This is a genomic window from Halostagnicola bangensis, from assembly GCF_054653435.1.
In genome coordinates, this window is sequence record NZ_BAAIGG010000001.1 from 129,833 (window position 1) to 145,475 (window position 15,643).

Below are 15,643 nucleotides of genomic sequence, written 5' to 3' on the forward strand. Positions count from 1 at the left end.
CACTATCATCTGACATGGTAATTCACCACAAACCTTTTATCGGACTGGGGGTAATATCCTCGATATGCCACCACATAGCAGGAGGACTATCCTCAAGACTGGTGCAGCAGCCACAACCGTTGGGTTGGCGGGATTAGCGGGTTGTCTCGGGGGAGACGACGAGGATACGCTCCGGTTTAACTTCGTCGTGCCGGTCGAGAACCTGGGATCGTTACTCGATATTCCGGAAATCCAGGACGAACTCGACGGACTCGGCGAGGAGTACGAGCTCGAAGTTTCGCAGGACTCGAGCACGCCGGACTCGATCAACTCGCTGGCGGCGGGCGAAGCGGACATGTCCCTGGTGACGACCGAAAGCTTCGGGAGTGCAATCATCGGGGACGCCGTTCCGAGCGGCCTGACCGCGATCGCGACCGACTTTTGGGACGCTCACCCTGATTATTTCGGCTTCGAGATCTACTCGTTGCCCGACTCGGACGTGACGGAACCGGAGGATCTCGAGGGGGCGACCCTCGGCGTGAACGCGACCGGGACAGGAATCCACGCGGTGTTCGAAAAACAGCTTGATAACCTCGGGCTGGATTCGGACCAAGACGTCGAGTATAACGAGCAGGGATTCGCGACGTTCGTCGAAGGGTTGGAAGACGGCATCTTCGACGCCGCAATCTTTCCGGGGTTGTACGCGGTCGCGCCGCGAAACGAAGATTTCAACCTCGTGTTCGACAGTCAGGACGCCTTCGGCGACGACTTCGAGGACGGCTACCCGTTCGCCTACACGGTCGCGACCGGCGACGCGCTCGAGGAAAAGGAAGACCAGATTCAGGCGTGGGGGGACGATTACCTTGATATCGTCGACTACATCGAAGAGAATCGAGACGAAGTAATTTCGCTCGCGTCGGATCACTTCGAAATCGACGAGGGACAGCTAGATGAGTTCTTCATGACCGAGAACGATTACTACAGGGACCAGATCGAAATTCAGGACGAAGAACTACAGGGGATCATGGACGAGCTGGCGGATCTCGAGATCCTCGCTGACCACTTCGACGTAGGGGATCACTACACCAACGAGTATATCACGTAGGATGATAGGTCTCTGTTACCGAGTCGCACAATATTCAAATAGGATGTTATACTACTACCACTCAAAATGGTCGAAGGACACGTAACGATATCGAATCTGGAAAAAGTGTACGAGTCGGGGGACGAACGAACGAAGGCGATCGACGACCTCTCACTGGAAGTGCCCAGTGGCGAGTTTCTCAGCGTCGTCGGACCGAGCGGGTGCGGAAAAAGCACCCTTCTCTATCTGGTCGCCGGATTTCTCGAGGAGTCGACGGGGACTATCGCCGTCGACGAACAACCGATCGAGGGCCCCGGAACCGACCGAGGGGTCGTCTTTCAAGATTACGCGCTGTTTCCGTGGCGAACAGTGATGGGAAACGTCACGTACGGGCTCGAACAGGACGGCGTCCCGAAAGAACAGCGGCGGGCGACGGCACAGGAGTTCATCGATATGATGGATCTCGACGGGTTCGAGGATAAGTACCCGAAGGAGCTGTCGGGCGGGATGAAACAGCGGGTCGCACTCGCGCGAACCCTCGCGTACGATCCGAAGATACTCCTGATGGACGAGCCATTCGGCGCGCTGGATCAGCCGCTCCGTGAACTGCTTCAGGACCACCTCCTCGAGATCTGGCGCGACGTCGAGAAGACGGTGATGTTCATCACTCACGACGTCGAGGAGGCGGTGTACCTCTCCGAACGCGTGATGATCATGACGCGCCATCCCGGGACCAAAAAGACGACTATCGAGATCGACGTCGATCGAACGCAGGATAGAGAAGACATCATTATGTCGGATGCGTACACCGAAACCAAAAATCAGGTCTGGCAGTCGCTACGGGAAGAGACACAACCGGAGGCACAACTCTAAACCCATGTCTTACGCCGACTTTCGATTGACGGACCTCGAGGAAACGTTGCCCGCTCCGTTCCAGCGGTTCGTCTGGTTCGTCTTCGAGTGGATCCCGTTGCTGATCGCGGCCGGGTTCTGGGAGTTCGCCAGCGGGACCTTCGTCCCCAGCGCGATCCTTCCGCCGCCGTCGGAGGTTGCGTACGTCACCTGGGAGTTGCTCGCGGCTGGTGACGTTATTTCCCACTTACAGATATCGCTGTACCGCGTCGGCGTTGGACTCGCGTTGAGCATTTCGATCGGCGTGTTACTGGGCGTCGGGATGGCACGGTCAGATCCGGTCGAAGACTTCTTCGAGGTCTTCCTGGCGCTGATCTACCCCATTCCGAAAGCGGCGCTCGTCCCGCTTGCTATACTCTGGCTGGGCGTTGGAACGGAGACGGCGATCCTGATCGTCTTCCTCGCCTGCTTGCTTCCGATCGTCTTGAATAGTTACAACGCGGCCCAGAACGTCGACCAGAATCTCATCTGGTCGGCCCAGATGATGGGAATGCCCTCGTGGAAGATCCCACTGAAGGTCGTTATTCCGGCGACGATCCCGAGTATTCTCACGGGGATTCGGCAGGCGATCCCGATCGCGTTCATCGCGCTCGTGAGCGCGGAGTTGATCGCTTCGAACGAAGGCGTCGGATTCGAAATTCTGCGCTACAGCGAGGTCGGCGCGTACACGCAGATGTTCGCCGTCCTCGTGATTATCTCGGCGGCCGCGTTCTTCGCCGTCCGTGGCTACGAATGGTTAGAACGGAAGGTGGTTCGATGGACGTAAGCAACAAACTCGCCGTCGATCGCAGCGATGCGATAAACGTCGGAAAGTCGATCTACTCGCTCGTTATCGTGCTCGCCCTCTGGGAAATCGTGACCCAACTCGGCATGGTCCACTATTACTTCCTGCCGCCGCTCTCAGATATCATCGTTCGGTTCTACGAGATGACGCTGGACGGGACGCTCATCCACCACGGCTACCTGACGGTTCGACGCGCGCTCGTCGGCCTCGTCATCGCCTGCGTGTTTGGAATCCTCGTCGGTGTGTTGAGCGCACGAAATCGCGTCGCGAGCTGGTTCTGGGATCCGATCATCGAGGTCGGCTATCCGGTTCCGGTCATCGCACTCGTTCCCGTCTTCCTGTTCTGGTTCGGGACGGGTGATCTCGCGAAGATCATCCTCGTCGCTATCGGCTGTTTCTGGCCCGTCGCGATCAACGTTCGTAACGCGACTCGAGACGTCGACGAGAACCTCATCTGGTCGGCTCGGATGATGGGAACGTCGGATCGACAACTGCTCAGAAGAGTGATTGTGCCCGCGTCAGCCCCCGGTATCATCTCCGGCATTCAGATCGCGTTACCGATATCGCTCATCATCACGTTTGTCTTCGAAATGGTCGCAGGCGGTGGTGGGCTGGGTCACATCGAGATCCAGGGCGTGCGATCGTTCGATTCGGTGCAGGTGTACGCGACGCTAATCGCGATCATGATCCTCGGATTCATCCTCGACCGGGCGCTTCGACTGATTCGCTTTCGAATCCTCTCGTGGACGTGAACTAATACTGCCGGCTGTACGTCGTTCACAATTCTCGTTGCCCCGGGGGTGTGAGACCTTCACATAGTTACAGCCGGCAGTATAACCCAGTCGCGACGAATCATCGGTCGAATTTGGTTTTCGTGGTGGTCCGGATTCGTTGTATGAAATGCTATAAGTGTCCCAGGCCCGCATTCCAGGATGAGATTTGAGAACAATGCACGTTGCAATAATCGGTGGCGCGAGTACGATAGGCTCGACGGTTGCGTACACGCTGGCGTCGCTGGACCCGGCGCTAGATATATCACTCGTTGATAAAGCGCCGGAACCGGCGTGGGCCCACGCGATGGATATCACCCACTCGCTGTATCACGTCACGAACGCTCCGGTCGATGAATCGACAGCCGAGTCCTACGGAACGGTCCGGGGTATCGGAACCGACGAAATGGGTTCTCTCAATCCAGATGTCGTCGTTCTGACCGCCGCGGCACCCCGACCCGACGACGCTACGGATCGCGGGGCCCGCGAGGCGGAACTCGAGGCCAACCGCTCGATCGCCGACGATGTCGCCTCACAGCTCCAGTCGGTCGATCCGGTTCCGGTAGTGGTGTTGACGAATCCGATCGATCGGATCACCTACAGGCTCTGGAAGCAATCGGGTTGGCCCCGCGAGAAGTTCATCGGCTACTCGCTTTCGGAGACGGCCCGCGTTGCGTACGCGATAGCGGATCGCAAAAACGTTCACCCGAGCCGAGTTTCCTGTCCGGTGATGGGCGAACACGGCGAAGGAATCGTTCCCATCTTCTCGAGAGCCCGAATCGGCGACGATCCGGTTTCGTTGACCGACGAACAGCAGTCCGAGATCCTCGAGTACGTTCGATCGGTGCCGTTCGAAATCGCGTCGCGCCGAGGTGCGTCTGAAACGTCGAGATGGGTCACGAGCGCCGGTGTGACGAGAGTGGTGCGTTCCATACTATCCGGGGAAACGACCTCGCCGGGATGTCTCTCCACGCCGCTGGCGGGCGAATACGGCTTCGACGATGGCTGTCTCAGCGTTCCAGTTACCCTCGACTCCGGTGGCGTCACGGCGATCCACGAGTGGGAACTCGCTGACTCCGAACACGCCCAACTCGCCGACGCATTCGAGTCGGTTCGCGCGGATATAGGAGAATTCTGACACTCTCGGCTGTAACTATGTGAGAATTCTCGCACCCCAGAGTGGCGAGAATTGTGAACGACTTCCAACCGAGAGTATGAACTCGTGGCGGGAACAAAAACTAGCTTTAGCCGTCGTTTGCGTCGGAAAATGGGATTCGGCGGATACCGGAGCGGCACTGGTTGCATCGAACCTGCACAATCTTTATAGTCAAATGGAGACTCGTTATATGTGTGGTACTACCAGCCATGGGTGAACTAGGATGATTGATGCCGCGGAGCACCGCGTCGTCGACTGCGACTGGCACTATCAGGACTCGTTTACGGATATTGTCGAGTACATGGAGGAGCCCTGGAAGACGAAATACGAGAAGAGCAACTGGGACGCGGCGGGCGTCAAACAAAATCTGAGCTCGTTTTTTCCCACGTCGACCGGCGACCGCCAGGCCTACGGGAAGATCGAACGCGAACACTCGAACTACCCGGATGAAGCCGAAACGCCCGACAGAGTTCGGGAGGGAATGGAGTTTCTAGATGTCGACCAGAGCATCCAAATCTCTCATCTCGCACTCGCAATGGGCGGCGTACAAACCGACGACGAACGCACGCAGGCGTTCGCGAAAGCCCACATCGAGTACATGATCGATGAGGTTCTCGATCCGGACGATGGCGTGTACGGACTCGCGCCGCTTCCCTACAGCGACATCGAAACGTCCCTCGAGATCCTCGACCGAGTCGAAAACGAACCGACGATAAAGGGGGCGTGTTTCATCACCGCCGGCGCGAATCCCCCCCTCGGCAACCGGAAGTACGACCCGCTGTACAAACGGTGTGAGGAAATTGGTTACCCAGTGGTCTTTCACACAGGCGGATCGGGACTGGACGACTACGTCCGAGCGGGCTATCAGGAGATGCTCGAGACGCACACGCTCGGCTTTCTCGAGTCGAACATGTCCCAACTCGTCAGCGTGACGTGTCAGGGCGTCCCCGAAAAGTTCCCGGATCTCGATATCGTGTTCATGGAATCCGGGGTCACGTACGTTCCTGGCCTGATTAGTCGCCTCGAGGAGGAGTACCTCAAACGCCCCGAAGAGGCACCGCTGCTCGAGAAGCGGCCGAGCGAGTACATTACCGACTACTACTTCGGCACCCAACCGCTCGAGGTCTCGGCCAGTCCCGACCTCCTCGAGTTGTGTTTCGAGATGCTGGGAACCGATAGGTTGCTGTACGCGTCGGACTACCCGCACTGGGACTTCGATAGCCCGTCGACGATCACGGATCTCCCCTTCATTTCCGACGAAGAGCGGAAGGCTATCTTGGCGGGGAACGCCGTGGAGGTGTTCGACCTATGAGCGACGAGGGACTCGTCGAGGTCAAGGCGGCCGAATCGTTCGAGGAGGGCGACCACGAACTGGTCGACGTTCGCGGCGTCGAGGTCGGCGTCGTCCGGGACGAAGACGAGTTCTACGCGTTTCGAAACACCTGTCCGCACGACGGCGGGCCGGTGTGTACGGGTCCTGTCTCACGGAAGCTCGTCGGCGAGTTCGTCGGCCCCGGCGAACGCGTAGAGCGCTCGTTCAGCGACGAGAAGATCATCTCCTGTCCGTGGCATGGCTGGTCGTTCGACCTCGAGACGGGCGAAAACGTCGCAGATGACGGTATCGTTCTCCCGTCGTACGACGTGATCGTCGAAGACGGTGTCGTGTACGTCGACGATGGTAGGTGAGTGAACCGCAACCGCCCTCTCGGGTAACTCACGATTCGAAACGTTCTCGTCCCGGTTAATAATATACTTGTCAGTTGTACACTTTGTTCGAACGCGGTAATCGAACAGCCGATTCGCAATTAGCCGACCCGGTACACGAATAACTTCACTCCGTTCGGTTGTCGAGTACCGGACGCCACGAACACGCTCTGTGTCAACCACTCGAGATCCGAATCGGCGGTTTCGAAGGAGGGAACCGACTGGAAGTAGACCTCGTTGGGATCGACGGGCTTTCCATCCCGAAGTCGCTTGCTGGTTTCCGGCGAAGCGTAGCGAATCCCCTCGTTTTCGACGTAAACGCGGGACCCGTCGTCCGTTTCGAACGCGTACTTGGCGACGAGTTCGGTCGCGCGTTCGGTCCGGTACAGCTGGTAGTCGGCTCCCGCGGCCAGGACCGTCCCCTCACACCGTCCGGAGACGGTTCCTCCGCTAATCGGAATGATGCGCCGTCGACCATCGCCCGTGTCGCCGATTTCGATGGGATCGTCGACTTCGATGTCGAGTTCGAGTACCTGCTCGAGCGTTGGAATATGCGGATCCGTCTCGTGGTCTGCGTTCTCTGTACCCATGACAGAAAAATCTCACCCCTGGCAGTTATAGTTAGTGTTAGAAAATTTTAATGTGGCCGAGATTCGAGCCGATTTACAACCGCGGTGACTCCCGCGGTACTCCGTCGCGACTACCGACAGCCACTTCTATACGTGCACTATCACGTCGGTGAACGGTTCGTTCGCCTAAACGTTTAGTAGACTCCAGTCGAATGCTACCGTATGGCAATCCTCTGTGCAATCGACGACGATCACTCGACCGAAGCGGTCCTGACAACGGCCGACGATCTCGCTCGAGCGTTCGACGACGAACTGGTCGTCCTTTCCGTTATGACCGAAGACCGATTCGAGGCCCGAGCAAAGAACCAACCCGAATACTACGTCGACGACGCTGCTCGAGAGGCACAAACGACCGCTCGCGAAACCGCTGGCGACGTTCTCGAATCCACCGACCGAGTCGTCGCTCGTGGCCGAGTCGGTGATCCGGCCGAGGAAATTCTCGAGGTCGCAGAGCGGTTGCCCGCCAGATATCTCGTCGTGGGCGGACGGAAACGCTCGCCCGTAGGCAAAGCGCTCTTCGGAAGCGTAACCCAGTCGATACTATTGGGTGCTTCCTCTCCCGTCGTTGCCGTCATGAGTGAGCAATAACGCTCCGAATACGCAAACACGTCGCAACGTTCCGGCTAGAGTATCACCGGATCACGGAAGTCGTGACAGCTTACTTCGGTGTACAGACGAGCACCGGCGTGTCCGATTCGAGGATCACCTGTTGTGTCACGCTCCCGAAGAGCGCTTTCCCGGTCGGCGTTCGCTTTCGACTGACGAGGCTGATCGACTCGGCCTCGAGAGTCTCTGCCTTTTCGATGATATCTCGCGCTGGATCTCCACCCGATTGGGACACCTCGACCGTGAATCCCTCTTCCTCGAGCAGTTCGGTGGCTTTCTTCACGGAACTCAGGCTCTCGACGTCCGCGTCTTCGCCGTCGGAACGGAAGACGTGATAGATGTGAACCGTCGTTTGGCTTTCCTCGAAGGGCTGTCTCGTAATGGACGCTACTTGAGTCTTTGTTCGTTCGACGCTCGTGTCGATGCACAACAGTATCGTTTTCATAGGTTGATGATCTCGTTTCCTGTCGTCACTCCGGTGGGTCGATTGCGCGACCGAAGTCCGTTCTCCCACACGTTCTATTCTACTAACGTATTTCAACTACTGAGTTATATGCATTTCTATCGTTATATGTAATACAAAACTCGGCATAAAGGAGACGGCTCCTTCCAGTGTCGCTGATCGCTTTCGCCACCCCAGATGTGTGACACGACCTTGTTCCCCTTCGGCGGGTGATTCGCAACCGTAAGAGGGCGTGTCCGGAGTTATTCATCGACGAATCGTCCATATACTGCCGGCTGTAACTCTGTGAAGATTCTCGCACCCCCGGGGCGACGAGAATCGTGAACGACGTACTGCCGGCAGTATTAGTCTCCCTCGAGTTGGATGTCGACGGTTTCTAGCGAACGCCGAAGATCGTCGGGAATCTCGATTCCGCTATCGCCCCCGATGGGAACGCAGACCCGGTGCTCGGTTCCTTCGAACACGATATCGCCGTCGTGAGTGGCCGTGTATTCGAACTGCACGCTCGTTTCACCGACGGTTGGCAGCAGTTCGATCGCGACGTCATCACCGGCCGCTATCTGTCGGTTGAAATCGAAGTCCATCGAAACGAGCGGCAACCCGAACTCGTGGGTTTGGGACAGCTCCCAGAACGGCCAGCCGATGGCTTCCATACACATATCCGAAGTTTCGTGAACCGCGTCGATCATGCGAGGGTAGTGAGCGATACCGAACGGATCCGTATCCGAGAACCGTACTGTCCAGATGCGCGTAAAACTCATTGGTAACGTACTGTAGACGTGGTTTCGCCCCGTATAAATGTCGTGTGATTCCGCCGCCCCATCGGTTTTCGACCGTCTCGAAATGTGTCAGTCGATGACGGCCTCCTCCAAAATTGACAAATTAAATATTAACACTCAAAATTGACAACTCTGGGGGAGCGTTTCACCGAGTGAGCGATGCGCTCTCATTGTAGGTAACTTTTTATTACGACTGGACCACCTAGAACTACAATGGTAGAAGACGATTCGTTTGACGTCTCGCCGCGCGACATCGTTATTCTCAAAGCGAGAGTGGACCATCCCACGGCATCGACACGGAAACTCAGCCAGGTTCTCGAGTCCGAGTACGGGATTACCCTTTCACATAACCGTATCAACGAAATCCTTCGGACGATGTCCAAAGAAGAAATATTCCGAGAGACAATCCTTCCGAACCGAGAGATTTTCAGGCACTATCAGTTCCGGATCGCGTTCAACTTTCCGAACTTCGAGGAGAACTGGAGAGAGTGCTACGAAGATCTGATGAACGATCCGCATATTTTGATGTTTTTCACCGCAGACAGCAACTATCACTGGCACTGTATCACCCAGTTCAGAACGAACGATCAGATGGAACGCTGGGTACACGAGTTCTTCAAAGCCCACGGGGACCTCATTTCCGAGTTCCATAACACGATGCTTCACAGCGTCCACAAGTTCCAGACTGAGGCGGCGATCTTCGACGACATCCTCGCGGAGACCGAGGAGGGCCGCCAGTATCTCGAGCACGAAGCGTAGATCGATTAGCCACAGTATAGTCAAGCTCCTTATAGCATCTCTAATATATATGGAAAGCGACTAATATTGAACAGTCCGTTGAAGGATACGGGCGTTCGTCACGTGAGACACCGAGTGGGTGAGGATACACCGAGTGGATGGGGAACCACACGCATGGAGATGGGAGAGAATCCACTGCCCATCAGAATCGAGTCGTCGTTAGCTAAAGAGAGAGCCTAAGCCCCATCTTCAAGGGGTTTTGGGCGGAGTCGTTCAGGCGTCCTGTTTGGCGAATCGCTCGCGAACCTTCTCCATTTTGGGTGCCGCGTGCATCGAACAGTAGGCGTCGTTCGGATTCTTCTCGAAGTAATTCTGGTGTTTCTGTTCTGCCTCGTAGAAGGTCTCGAGCGGTTCGATTTCCGTGACGATCGGGTCATCGTACCCGCCTTCGGCCTCGAGTGCCTCGACGAACGACTCCGCGAGCTCGAGTTGTTCGTCATCGTGAGCGTAGATGGCCGACCGATACTGTGAGCCGACGTCGGGTCCCTCTCGGTCGCGAGTCGTCGGGTTGTGAATCGTAAAGAACACCTCGAGCAGTTTTTCGTAGCTGACCGTCTCCGGATCGTACTCCAGTTGCACGACTTCGGCGTGGCCAGTCGTTCCCGAACAGACCTCACGATAGGTCGGGGTATCGGTGTCGCCGCCTGCGTAGCCCGACGTCGCCGACTCTATCCCGTCGAGTTGCTCGAACGCCGCTTCGACACACCAGAAACACCCGCCACCGAATGTCGCTTGCGCCATACCCTTACTCAGTGGTCGACGAGGAAAGGTGTGACGGGAAACTCCGCTCCGATCGACCGCTGATTCGATTCCCACCGGATCGAATCGCCGTCAGTACAGAACGTCCCATTTCAGAAGCACGCCGTCGTCGAGTTTCTCGATTTCCTCGAGCGAGAGCTCCGGATAGTTTTCGACGAAGCCGTCCCCGTCGGCGAGCGAGGGCGCATCGCGCCCACCGATGATCTGCGGGCCGACGAAGACCGATAGCTCGTCGACCAACCCATCGTCGAGTAAGGAAAAGATGAGTTCACCGCCGCCTTCGACCATAATTTGTTCGAGCCCTTCCTGCTGGAGCGTCGCGAAGGTGCGAAGGAGGTCGACGCGGTCGTCACCGGCCGTGATGAGTGTCGCCCGTTCGGAGAGGTCCATCCGCCGTTCGACCGGCGCGCTTTCGGCGACGCAGAGAAACGTTCGAGCCTCGTCGTCGACGACGTGTGCGTCCGGCGGCGTTCTGGCGTTCGAGTCGACGACAACGCGCACAGGATTTGCTGACTCTCCGGCCTCAACGCGGCTCTCCCGGTGCTCGCTCCCTTTGACGGTAAGCCGGGGGTCGTCCGCGAGTACCGTTCCGACGCCGACGACGACTGCATCGCTGTCGGCACGAAGGCGGTCGACGCGGGCGAAGTCTTCGTCTCCGCTGATTCGAACCTGTTCGCGGCGCCTCGAGGAGAGTTTTCCGTCCGCGCTCATCGCAGCGTTGACGACGACGTGCATACGGGAACCTCTAACGCGTTCGGTAAAGAATCCAGTGTCCTCACTACGGAGCGCGGAAACCGGGGACGTTTTCATGGATACCAGCGAACGATCCGGTGTCTATGCCGAACGACTCCGAGGACCAGCCTCACGTCCCAATCGTTTGCGAACAGTGTGAGACGACGGCTCGAGTAGCCCTTTCCGAGTTGGCGGAGACGCTCACGGGACACAATGAGCGATTGCACGATGGCGAGGAACTGGCGGTCGTCGATCCCGACGTCGCCGATTCACTGGCCGATCTGATCGCTGACGATATGGGGTTGTTCGACGACGGCGCGTGATTGCCCTCGAATGCCCCCTTCTTGCTGATGCTTCTCGCTCGATATCAAAAACACCGGAACCCGTTTCGGAAAAGCGCGGTCGTTCAGGTGTCTGTCACGAAGTCGATACCGGTCCCAACACCTGTGCGGGAACCGGTCGATTTCGACGCCGTTAGGCTCGAACCAGGCGAGATGGAAACTATCACGTCATAGGATAGTGTCACGACGGCGACGTAGGCGTATCGAAGCTGGGACGTACGCAACAGCCAACGATTGTATTCTCAAAGAATATTCGTCGTAGTTCTCTCTCTTGCCCGTGTTTTTCCGTAATTAGTGACTCTCGGCCACGGGATATATACGAACCCCTATCCATTCTAGGACCAACGTTGGTGGTCGAAGATACAATGGAACGGGCACTCCTTCGGCGACAGGAATTACTTGAGGCGCTGGTGGACGCCCCCGGTACGAAACCCGAACTCGTCGACCGTATCGCAGTTTCTCGATCGACGGTCGATCGTGGTATCGCTGATTTGCTGGAACGAGACTGTGTCGAGAAAGTCGATTCTCGATTTCAATTGACTGAAACCGGTCGACTGGCACTCGAGGCTCGTCTCGAATTCAGAACAATAATCGACCAAATTCAGGATGCGACGCCGTTGTTGGACGTTGCTGGCCTTGATTCGGTCTCGCTCGATCTTCTCCGTGGCGCAACGATCAACGTCGCTGATCCGCGACACCCGTGGAAGGTGCTCGACCGGAGCGACGAGATTGTCAACGCCGCAAATGCGATGTATGGAACGGGTCCCGCTGTCTTTCCGAGATTCTTCGATGACATTTCCCAATCCGTGGAAAATCAGGGGCTGTTCTGTGAACTCGTATTAGATGACGCGGTGTTCGACTCCCTCGACGCGAGTCGCATTCAGATGTTACGCGAACTCGTCAAAGCCGATAACGGCTCCCTGTTTCTGACAGATTTGGACGACTCGTTCGCGGTCTGGATTTTTGATCTTCCGGACGAGGAGTATGCTGGAATCACCGTTTACGGTTCTGCCGGCATCGAGGGTATTATTTATAACGACACCCCGAACGCGGTATCGTGGGCTCGCAAGGAGTATCGGGAACGAAAAGAAGCGGCTGAGCTCCTGTGGGACTTTCAGTAGCCAGGTATCAGTTGGACGCAGATCTTCCGGGGCAGGTATCCGTTCTTCAGGAGCGAGTGCCTACCGTCGATCGATTTTTGTGTCGAACCCTTCGTTAGTAATCGTGATCGTGACTCGGTCGACGACCGGGTAATAGACCTTACAGTGATTGCCGTCAGCCTGGACGCTCACACCGGACGTGATGAGGCCCGCGTCCTCAAGGCTGTTCAATCGTCGGTAGATGGTGACCTTCGAACCCTCACAGCGCTCTCGCAGTTCGGCCGCTGTCGACGGACTCTCTTTGAGCGCCTCGAGGATTCCTGCCGCGTATTCGTCGCTAAGGAGGGACATTACGTCGGCGATGTCGATATCGGTCTCGGGTGTTTCGGTTGTTTGAATCATACCTGATCGTACAGCGCAACACATATTCAATTCTATCACAATACTATCAATACAAACGATACTACTATAGTATAGGTACTATCTATACTATCTATAATGACACGAGATACGGAACTCCGTTCAATCGTCGAGGTCCATATTGCTCCGCTGGGATACGAGTTCGATCGAATCAAAGAGCCTGTTCTGGAGTACAACGCGGATATACTCTATCTGCTCCGCGACCCCCAGCAGGAACGCCTCGACTATCACACGGCGCTAGAAACGACACTCACCGAACACGGCGTTTCCGTCAATTTCCGCAAAATCGATCTCGGAGACATGTACGATGTTCTGGGCGAAATCACGACGATCGCTGACAGTTATGCCGACGACATCGTTCGAATCAATGTCTCGAGCGGCCCGAAACTGGCCGCGATCGGTGCCGCGTTGGCCTGTATGGCCACCGACGCGAGCGGCTATTACGTCCACCCGGAGTCCAGATCCCATCCCGTCGAAGAGACGCCGCGGACGAAGGGGATGCGGGTTGCCGAGCAACTCCCGTCGTACCCCCTCGAGACGCCGACGGAAGATCAGGTACAGATACTGAACTACATCGACGATACAGACGATTCGACGTACACGCCAAAAAAGAGCGATCTGATCACCTTCGCGGAGAAAGCCGGACTCAATTTCATCACGAGATCCGAGCCTGCGAACGACAAAGCGAAATTTGCGCTGTTAAACAATCGGGTGATCACGCCGCTCGCCGATAACGGATACGTCCAGGTCGAATCCGTCGGCCGATCCAAACAGGTCTCCCTGACGGACACCGGCCACAATGCGTTACGAGCGTTTCGTCACAAACTGTAGGTGTCGATTTGGGCACCTCGAAACGGTGATTGTCGAACTCGAGGGCCGCGGGGTGAGCGTTACGAAATATCGGCACCCACCGCTTCTTCGACGGATCGGTACCCATCGCGTGCGAGCAAGCCGGCCAGCCCCTTGTTGATAGCTTTCGCGGTCGAGGGGCCGTTGTACACAAAACCGGTGTATAACTGTACCAGCGAAGCGCCGGTTCTGATCTTCTCGTAGGCGCTTTCGGCCGAATCGACGCCGCCGACGCCAACGATCGGCAAGTCGGTGTGCTCGGCGATCGTTCGAATAATTTCGGTCGACCGATCCTCGAGCGGAGCGCCGCTTAGCCCGCCCCACTCCTGTTGGTTCGGCGACTCGAGCCCGTCTCTGCTCGTCGTCGTATTCGTTGCGATGATCCCGTCGAGTTCGAACTCTTCGACGATGTCGACCAGGTCGAGTATCGATTCCTCGGGGGAATCGGGACCGATTTTAACGAGGATCGGAACGTCACGGTCGTTTTCGGCTTCGATCGTCTCGAAAACTGCCCGAAGGTGTTCGGGGGAAGACTCGTCGAACTCCTCGGGCGTGTTCGGACAGGAAACGTTGATGACGACGTAGTCTGCGAACGGAGAGAGTCGGTCGAAAACGCGCCGATAGTCTTCGATCGCCTCGCGCTCGCCCGAGGTATTCATTTTGCCGATATTGACGCCGAGGGGAATAGACGGGAGCCCGTCTCGCTGGAGTCGTTCCTTGACGCGTTCCATTCCGTGACCGTTGAACCCCATCCGATTGACCATCGCCTTGTCCTCCCGAAGACGGAACAGTCGTGGCCGCCGGTTGCCCTCCTGTGGATAGGGCGTGACGGTTCCGATTTCGACGAACCCGAACCCAAGCGCCGACAGCGCGTGAGTCACTTCCGCGTTTTTGTCGAACCCGGCCGCGACGCCGACCGGGTTCGAAAATTGGGTTCCGAACCGTTCGATTTCGAGAGCGGGGTCTTCGAACCGGTATGCGGCGGCCAGCCCGGCTCTTGTCGGCCGCGTCGATTGTGCCACCCGGAGTGCCCCCTTCCCGAGTTCGTGGGCCGTCTCGGCCGGCAGTTTGAACGCGAGCGGCCGAATTCTCGAGTAGATGCTCATAAACACTGGTGCGAACGCCGGCTAAGTAAACCTCTCGAAGGACGTCTTCTCTCCGTTCGAGAGCCGCTTCGGCGTCCTTCTTCGAACATCAATTTCGGTGGGAAATTCCTGACTCAGTCCTGCCTTCGGAGTCCAAACGAGTTAGCAAGGAATGCGGGCGGCGTTCTTGTGCTTCACTGCCGACGTTTCTCGTCGTCAGCGGGATTTTTGTGGCCCGTGGATCTCTTTCCGGCGACTCGAGCAATGCGAATATCGAACAGTCAAGATTCGTTTCGACTCTTATCCGCAGGCGACTCGCCAACCCGCTCTGCGTCCGGACCGAACTCGTCCTCGAGCAACGCTGGAACGTCCTCAGGCTGGATATCCGAGTACCATTCGTTTCGGGGCTGAATCGTTATCGCCGTCCCTCCTTCACTACAGAGTCCGAGACAACCCGTCGTGGTGACGCCGATCGGGGACCAGAAGGCGTTTCGCTCTCGGAGCCAGGATTTGATGGCCTCGAGCGTCTCGGTCGCGCCGACATCGCCACAACAGGTATGCTCCGAATCTCGGTCGTTCGTACAGACGAAGACGAACTGCCCGAGTCGCTCACGCTGTTCGTCCGTACGTCGCTTCATTCGTCGCCACCGTTCGATTGCAATCCTCGGTTCACTGCCATGGTACTCAAATATG

At 57.0% G+C, this 15,643-nt stretch carries 20 protein-coding genes; 12 read left to right on the top strand and 8 right to left on the bottom strand.

The annotated features are described in order from the left end of the window. The first annotated feature begins 64 nt into the window (after nucleotides 1-64). The 7 genes from ACYQ14_RS00630 to ACYQ14_RS00660 all read left to right on the top strand — a co-directional run bounded on the left by ACYQ14_RS00630 (nucleotide 65) and on the right by ACYQ14_RS00660 (nucleotide 6,371). The gene (locus ACYQ14_RS00630) at nucleotides 65-1,084 is read left to right on the top strand and encodes an ABC transporter substrate-binding protein (RefSeq protein ID WP_459883771.1); all 1,020 of its coding nucleotides are present in this window, start codon (nucleotides 65-67) and stop codon (nucleotides 1,082-1,084) included. A gap of 66 nt (nucleotides 1,085-1,150) precedes the next feature. Beyond that, nucleotides 1,151-1,936 (top strand): ABC transporter ATP-binding protein, encoded by a 786-nt coding sequence (locus ACYQ14_RS00635; RefSeq protein WP_283838154.1) that lies wholly within the window; start codon nucleotides 1,151-1,153, stop codon nucleotides 1,934-1,936. 4 nt (nucleotides 1,937-1,940) lie between these two features. Further along, nucleotides 1,941-2,741, top strand: a complete 801-nt coding sequence (locus tag ACYQ14_RS00640) for an ABC transporter permease (protein WP_459883774.1) — start codon at nucleotides 1,941-1,943, stop codon at nucleotides 2,739-2,741. Further along, nucleotides 2,732-3,511, top strand: coding sequence for an ABC transporter permease (locus ACYQ14_RS00645; protein WP_459883776.1), 780 nt, complete (start codon nucleotides 2,732-2,734; stop codon nucleotides 3,509-3,511). The genes ACYQ14_RS00640 and ACYQ14_RS00645 overlap by 10 nt, the downstream gene beginning before the upstream one ends. Nucleotides 3,512-3,707: 196 nt before the next feature. Continuing rightward, entirely contained in the window at nucleotides 3,708-4,667 is a 960-nt protein-coding gene (locus tag ACYQ14_RS00650; protein WP_459883779.1) for a malate dehydrogenase, read from the top strand. A gap of 241 nt (nucleotides 4,668-4,908) precedes the next feature. Continuing rightward, nucleotides 4,909-5,997, top strand: coding sequence for an amidohydrolase family protein (locus tag ACYQ14_RS00655; RefSeq protein WP_459883782.1), 1,089 nt, complete (start codon nucleotides 4,909-4,911; stop codon nucleotides 5,995-5,997). Then, nucleotides 5,994-6,371, top strand: coding sequence for a Rieske (2Fe-2S) protein (locus tag ACYQ14_RS00660; RefSeq protein WP_283838159.1), 378 nt, complete (start codon nucleotides 5,994-5,996; stop codon nucleotides 6,369-6,371). Before ACYQ14_RS00655 ends, ACYQ14_RS00660 begins: the two co-directional genes overlap by 4 nt. Before the next feature lie 119 nt (nucleotides 6,372-6,490). Here ACYQ14_RS00660 and ACYQ14_RS00665 read toward each other — a convergent pair whose 3' ends face one another. After that, the gene (locus ACYQ14_RS00665) at nucleotides 6,491-6,979 is read right to left on the bottom strand and encodes a DUF3237 domain-containing protein (RefSeq protein WP_459883785.1); all 489 of its coding nucleotides are present in this window, start codon (nucleotides 6,977-6,979) and stop codon (nucleotides 6,491-6,493) included. Nucleotides 6,980-7,180: 201 nt separating this feature from the next. Here ACYQ14_RS00665 and ACYQ14_RS00670 point away from each other — a divergent pair, with 201 nt between their 5' ends. Further along, nucleotides 7,181-7,606, top strand: a complete 426-nt coding sequence (locus tag ACYQ14_RS00670) for a universal stress protein (RefSeq protein ID WP_283838162.1) — start codon at nucleotides 7,181-7,183, stop codon at nucleotides 7,604-7,606. A gap of 70 nt (nucleotides 7,607-7,676) precedes the next feature. Here ACYQ14_RS00670 and ACYQ14_RS00675 read toward each other — a convergent pair whose 3' ends face one another. Together ACYQ14_RS00675 and ACYQ14_RS00680 are read right to left on the bottom strand one after the other, a co-directional pair. Further along, the gene (locus tag ACYQ14_RS00675) at nucleotides 7,677-8,069 is read right to left on the bottom strand and encodes a universal stress protein (protein WP_459883788.1); all 393 of its coding nucleotides are present in this window, start codon (nucleotides 8,067-8,069) and stop codon (nucleotides 7,677-7,679) included. Nucleotides 8,070-8,431: 362 nt separating this feature from the next. Next, a complete protein-coding gene (locus ACYQ14_RS00680) occupies nucleotides 8,432-8,848 on the bottom strand; it encodes an acyl-CoA thioesterase (protein WP_283838166.1) in 417 nt (138 codons plus the stop codon). A gap of 231 nt (nucleotides 8,849-9,079) precedes the next feature. Here ACYQ14_RS00680 and ACYQ14_RS00685 point away from each other — a divergent pair, with 231 nt between their 5' ends. Beyond that, on the top strand, nucleotides 9,080-9,625 hold the full coding sequence (locus tag ACYQ14_RS00685) for a helix-turn-helix domain-containing protein (RefSeq protein WP_459883790.1): 546 nt from the start codon (nucleotides 9,080-9,082) through the stop codon (nucleotides 9,623-9,625). A 252-nt stretch (nucleotides 9,626-9,877) separates the two neighbouring features. Here ACYQ14_RS00685 and msrA read toward each other — a convergent pair whose 3' ends face one another. Continuing rightward, a complete protein-coding gene (gene msrA / locus ACYQ14_RS00690) occupies nucleotides 9,878-10,405 on the bottom strand; it encodes a peptide-methionine (S)-S-oxide reductase MsrA (RefSeq protein WP_459883792.1) in 528 nt (175 codons plus the stop codon). A gap of 90 nt (nucleotides 10,406-10,495) precedes the next feature. Then, nucleotides 10,496-11,158, bottom strand: coding sequence for a 2,5-diamino-6-(ribosylamino)-4(3H)-pyrimidinone 5'-phosphate reductase (locus ACYQ14_RS00695; protein ID WP_459883794.1), 663 nt, complete (start codon nucleotides 11,156-11,158; stop codon nucleotides 10,496-10,498). A 101-nt stretch (nucleotides 11,159-11,259) separates the two neighbouring features. Between ACYQ14_RS00695 and ACYQ14_RS00700 the strand changes: the two genes are divergently transcribed. Together ACYQ14_RS00700 and ACYQ14_RS00705 are read left to right on the top strand one after the other, a co-directional pair. Then, entirely contained in the window at nucleotides 11,260-11,478 is a 219-nt protein-coding gene (locus ACYQ14_RS00700; RefSeq protein WP_283838171.1) for a DUF8149 family protein, read from the top strand. A 368-nt stretch (nucleotides 11,479-11,846) separates the two neighbouring features. Continuing rightward, nucleotides 11,847-12,617, top strand: coding sequence for a helix-turn-helix transcriptional regulator (locus ACYQ14_RS00705; RefSeq protein ID WP_459883797.1), 771 nt, complete (start codon nucleotides 11,847-11,849; stop codon nucleotides 12,615-12,617). 60 nt (nucleotides 12,618-12,677) lie between these two features. Here the strand turns inward: ACYQ14_RS00705 and ACYQ14_RS00710 are convergent, their stop codons facing one another. Then, on the bottom strand, nucleotides 12,678-12,998 hold the full coding sequence (locus ACYQ14_RS00710) for an ArsR/SmtB family transcription factor (protein ID WP_459883800.1): 321 nt from the start codon (nucleotides 12,996-12,998) through the stop codon (nucleotides 12,678-12,680). Nucleotides 12,999-13,094: 96 nt separating this feature from the next. Here ACYQ14_RS00710 and ACYQ14_RS00715 point away from each other — a divergent pair, with 96 nt between their 5' ends. Next, nucleotides 13,095-13,847, top strand: a complete 753-nt coding sequence (locus ACYQ14_RS00715; RefSeq protein ID WP_459883803.1) for an HFX_2341 family transcriptional regulator domain-containing protein — start codon at nucleotides 13,095-13,097, stop codon at nucleotides 13,845-13,847. A gap of 59 nt (nucleotides 13,848-13,906) precedes the next feature. On the opposite strand, the gene ACYQ14_RS00720 is transcribed toward ACYQ14_RS00715, so the two are convergent. Together ACYQ14_RS00720 and ACYQ14_RS00725 are read right to left on the bottom strand one after the other, a co-directional pair. Further along, the gene (locus ACYQ14_RS00720) at nucleotides 13,907-14,971 is read right to left on the bottom strand and encodes a quinone-dependent dihydroorotate dehydrogenase (protein WP_459883806.1); all 1,065 of its coding nucleotides are present in this window, start codon (nucleotides 14,969-14,971) and stop codon (nucleotides 13,907-13,909) included. A gap of 260 nt (nucleotides 14,972-15,231) precedes the next feature. After that, complete coding sequence (locus tag ACYQ14_RS00725) at nucleotides 15,232-15,588, bottom strand: (2Fe-2S) ferredoxin domain-containing protein (RefSeq protein WP_459883809.1); 357 nt, start codon at nucleotides 15,586-15,588, stop codon at nucleotides 15,232-15,234. Nucleotides 15,589-15,643: the final 55 nt, after the last annotated feature.